The organism is Ancylothrix sp. D3o (genome assembly GCF_025370775.1).
GTDB lineage: Bacteria > Cyanobacteriota > Cyanobacteriia > Cyanobacteriales > Oscillatoriaceae > Ancylothrix.
Genome location: NZ_JAMXEX010000086.1, coordinates 1 through 3452 on the forward strand (window position 1 = coordinate 1; position 3452 = coordinate 3452).

At 43.1% G+C, this 3452-nt stretch carries 6 protein-coding genes; 5 read left to right on the forward strand and 1 reads right to left on the reverse strand.

The window, feature by feature from the left end; translation table 11 throughout:
- Positions 1-95 precede the first annotated feature (95 nt).
- The 5 genes from NG798_RS27060 to NG798_RS27080 all read left to right on the forward strand — a co-directional run bounded on the left by NG798_RS27060 (position 96) and on the right by NG798_RS27080 (position 2503).
- Entirely contained in the window at positions 96-278 is a 183-nt protein-coding gene (locus tag NG798_RS27060; protein WP_261226824.1) for a hypothetical protein, read from the forward strand.
- Positions 279-386: 108 nt separating this feature from the next.
- A complete protein-coding gene (locus NG798_RS27065) occupies positions 387-632 on the forward strand; it encodes a hypothetical protein (RefSeq protein ID WP_261226825.1) in 246 nt (81 codons plus the stop codon).
- Positions 633-834: 202 nt separating this feature from the next.
- Positions 835-1041: a hypothetical protein gene (locus NG798_RS27070; RefSeq protein WP_261226826.1), complete on the forward strand. Its 207-nt coding sequence runs from the start codon at positions 835-837 to the stop codon at positions 1039-1041.
- Positions 1042-1099: 58 nt separating this feature from the next.
- A complete protein-coding gene (locus tag NG798_RS27075; protein WP_261226827.1) occupies positions 1100-2131 on the forward strand; it encodes a hypothetical protein in 1032 nt (343 codons plus the stop codon).
- A gap of 231 nt (positions 2132-2362) precedes the next feature.
- Positions 2363-2503 carry a hypothetical protein gene (locus tag NG798_RS27080; RefSeq protein WP_261226828.1) on the forward strand — a complete coding sequence of 47 codons (141 nt, stop codon included), beginning with the start codon at positions 2363-2365 and terminating at the stop codon, positions 2501-2503.
- A gap of 76 nt (positions 2504-2579) precedes the next feature.
- On the opposite strand, the gene NG798_RS27085 is transcribed toward NG798_RS27080, so the two are convergent.
- On the reverse strand, positions 2580-2831 hold the full coding sequence (locus tag NG798_RS27085; RefSeq protein WP_261226829.1) for a hypothetical protein: 252 nt from the start codon (positions 2829-2831) through the stop codon (positions 2580-2582).
- Positions 2832-3452: the final 621 nt, after the last annotated feature.

The following is a 3452-nucleotide window of genomic DNA, read 5'->3' on the forward strand; positions in this document are numbered from 1 at the left end:
TGAACCTGCCGGCCTCCTTGGATGTTATGGTGCCGGTGGAATTCGCGATTTGCCAGCAGATGTTGAGGGGCCAGTGAAGACGATAGACGCGCTATATGGCAGGTGAACCTAAAGTAGCCGGTGTCACACTGAGAAAATTCTTGATTATCATGGCCATTTTAGGCCGGCACAAACAAAATAGAGATTACCAGCACCCCAGACTGACAGCAGCCTACCCTACCCCACATACCCAAAAAACCTGGACAAATCCCGTATTTTACCGGCCCCCAAAAACCTGAAGAAATCACGCAATACCCCCGGCCCCCCAATTACTTCCGAATAATGCGATCAGCCACCGGCCCCTTTTACTGAACGATCCACAAGCCACTCAACATTTAGCTAAAAGCTTGTTTTCACTCACGGACGTCGGTAAATGTCATAAACCAGCCTTCTGTATAGGGGCTAGGGGTTTTTATGCTGCCGATGGATTTTTAGGGGTGGGTGAATGTTCGGAAGCCGACGAATTCTGCCAGAGCCAATGGATTTGTAAAGGCCGTTGGAACTCGCTCGTGCCGATGGATGTAGAACCGGCATCCCAAACCATTGGCAGCCTGGAAACTCTTCGGGATAATAATCTACGCTTGCCGAAATAAAATCTTTCAATAGCCAACTACAAATCCACTTAGTGCCGCTGGGCTCCCTAAGTGTGATACCATTTGCCTAAATAATTGGGCGTTTGCTACTTATTACTGCTGGCAAACCAACCCCAATAAATTTGCAGAGTGCCTGCCAAGTTTCCTTATCACTTGGTTAAGTACAATCGCCTATCTTTCCCAAGACTCTTCTCTGAAAAAATTGCCTTGGTTGTCAAGTACAGCAGTTGACTTAAACGCAGTCACATTAAACCGACAAAAAATCCTAGAAACTGCCGTTGACTCCCTCAGAGAGCGAAATTTAAAGGATTATTTGCGTCTGCGCGATCTTTATCGTCAGGAAATGGTAGCACTGCGTTTGATGGGAACTCCGGCAAATGCAGGAGCGAAAACAATAATTTGTACTTGAATACTGGCTAAAGAATATCTAGCCTATTTTGTTTACTTCAACTCAAGGAGTTTTTTTTATGAGTCAACAAACTAAACTGGCAACTTCGATAGTGACATTAATACTATATGTCACTGTTAATATTGGCTTCTGGTTTTTATCTCCACCAGCTTTAGCAGCAGAGAAATCCATTATATCTGAGATTTCAAATTCTTGGAACGTGCGGAAGGAATTAGTGGCAAGCATTTCTGTAGAAGGTTTTATAAAGCAAATCCCTGGTCAAGCTGAAATAAAAAGTATGATTGAGAATGGGCTTAAATCGACCAGCGAGTATGTCACTAACTCTGCTGAAAAATTTTTGCAGGATCACTTGCCCAGTCAAAAGCAAATTTTGGATGGAATCAACGATGCACTAGCACAAATAGACGTTGCCAAAGAATTAGTTTCTGACACTACCACTAATATTAGTGCCAGCTTGTCTCCCGAAAAGCTGGCAGACGATCTCGCAAACCTAGCTTTCAATACATCAGGGTATGGCAAAGAAATCCAAAAAATAGCCACAAAAGCTCTCCCAGGCAAACTGGGTGAAAGCCAAAAGCTTCTGATGTTAGTCTTTAAAACTATTACTTCTCAAAAGTTAGATGCTAAAAGTCGTGACCGAGCAAAAGATTTTTTAGAAGCAAGCCCACAGATGATATGTGAAGCTTATCGTAAGAGCAAAAATGGAATTGATGATTCACATTGGAATGCAATATTAGAAGGTGGAGGTACTACTTTTACTCTCTATCAAACAATTGCATCTGCTGCGGCTGCCGGTGCAGGAAACTTAACCGGGTATGCAGGAATTGCTTCTGCGGTTTCTAACTTAGGTTTAGGTGGACTTACAACAACTTTAGCCAGCGCATTAGGCAGCAGCGCAACAGGAGCAGCCGCAACAGCAGTTGTTACATCCGCAGTCGGTGGCCCGATGGTTATGGCTGGGTTGTTAGTTGGTGGGACTGCTGTTACAGCTTATGGTTCTTCTCAATTAGCTTTATTTATTGCGGACAAACTTGGTAAATGGGCAGAAACAAGTTGTACCGCTCCTGAAATGAGTTCTCCAATTAATTAAGGGCACGATTGTAGATGAAGTTGAGGAACGAAGCCCAAGAACTGTAAAACTTTAACGAAATCTCTGGTGGGATGACGGCGCTATTATCTTAATTCAGGATTATTTCAGGAATTAAAGCAGCGCCTAACCCACCCTACCAACTACACTAAACATTCACTAAATTAGCGTACCGACATCTCGGAGAGACAGAGGTCAACTTGTCTCACATACCGAAATGAACCGGGGCAAATCATGTTTTACCACCGGCACTCCGAAGCCAGTTCGGTAGATAAATGCAGACCATCGGCACAAGGGGATCTCACAGATCCAGTTTTTGTGGTGCCGGTGGATGTCGGAGTGCCGATGGATGTTGAGAGGTCGGCTCTCGCGTAGGGACAGGCGGATGTCGGAGGGCCGATGGATGCAAAAGGGCCGGTAGATGGAGGTGGATGTTATTTTCCCTAATGGGTTAAGGCTTGGCCCGTTGTTTTAATTCCTCCTCTAATTCTTCGCATTCCAGATCCCAAATAAAATCGTCTACAACTGTGGTAACCCACTCTTCAAAATTATCTCGAAGTTTATCAGCGTTTTCAACTTTACAATCCCCTCCCTCCTTTATCTGTTTATCAATATCCTTCTTCAATAGTTCGCACCATTCTTCAAACGTGAATTTTAATAAGACCTCTAACTTAAATTCTAGTTGACGACGTTCTATATCCATAGTATAACCTCCTAAAGTTTCTTCAAATATAAATCAATTTTATCATAACTTGTAAAGCTCTTGAGCCTAGGGGTGGCAAGAAGGCTAAAAGCACTAGGGGTCAAAAACAATTGGGATTGTGAATAATACCCTGTCCTAAAAAATGTTACCCCAATTTTACCAGATGCACCCCTTCCGAGCGATTAAATACCCCTCAATTTCTGACACTTCAGTTATTAGTGGGGTTATTACAATTCCCTAAAAAAGTTAGGATAAAAAGATTGGCTCCCCTGTTTCCACAAGTACAGACGTTCCGTAAAGTTGACTTTTCTACAAGATTAGACTGTATTATTTCAAATAATTCCTAAACCGGCCTGATACTTTGCATTGATAAAAAGTTTTGAGGATTCCCCAAGAAGCGAAAATTCCCAAGATTGCCTTACCCAATGGTTCAAAACTCAAAACCTAAACCGGCCCCCTTGCCAACTAGGAACAGCAACTCAGCTATAATTACCCCAAACAGCACAAAAGCTTATGTTGCCGGTGAAAACGAGTGAAACTGTGGAACGTAAAGAGGCCGATAGAACGCTTGGAAATTCTTAAACTTATGGCTATTGGGGGCCGGCATAGACAAAATGTAGA

Bases quoted from the DNA above. Each gene is read 5' to 3' on its own strand.
- NG798_RS27060 (WP_261226824.1), top strand. From the start codon at position 96: ATGGCAGGTGAACCTAAAGTAGCCGGTGTCACACTGAGAAAATTCTTG.
- NG798_RS27075 (WP_261226827.1), top strand. From the start codon at position 1,100: ATGAGTCAACAAACTAAACTGGCAACTTCGATAGTGACATTAATACTA.
- NG798_RS27080 (WP_261226828.1), top strand. From the start codon at position 2,363: ATGTTTTACCACCGGCACTCCGAAGCCAGTTCGGTAGATAAATGCAGA.
- NG798_RS27085 (WP_261226829.1), bottom strand. From the start codon at position 2,831: ATGGATATAGAACGTCGTCAACTAGAATTTAAGTTAGAGGTCTTATTA.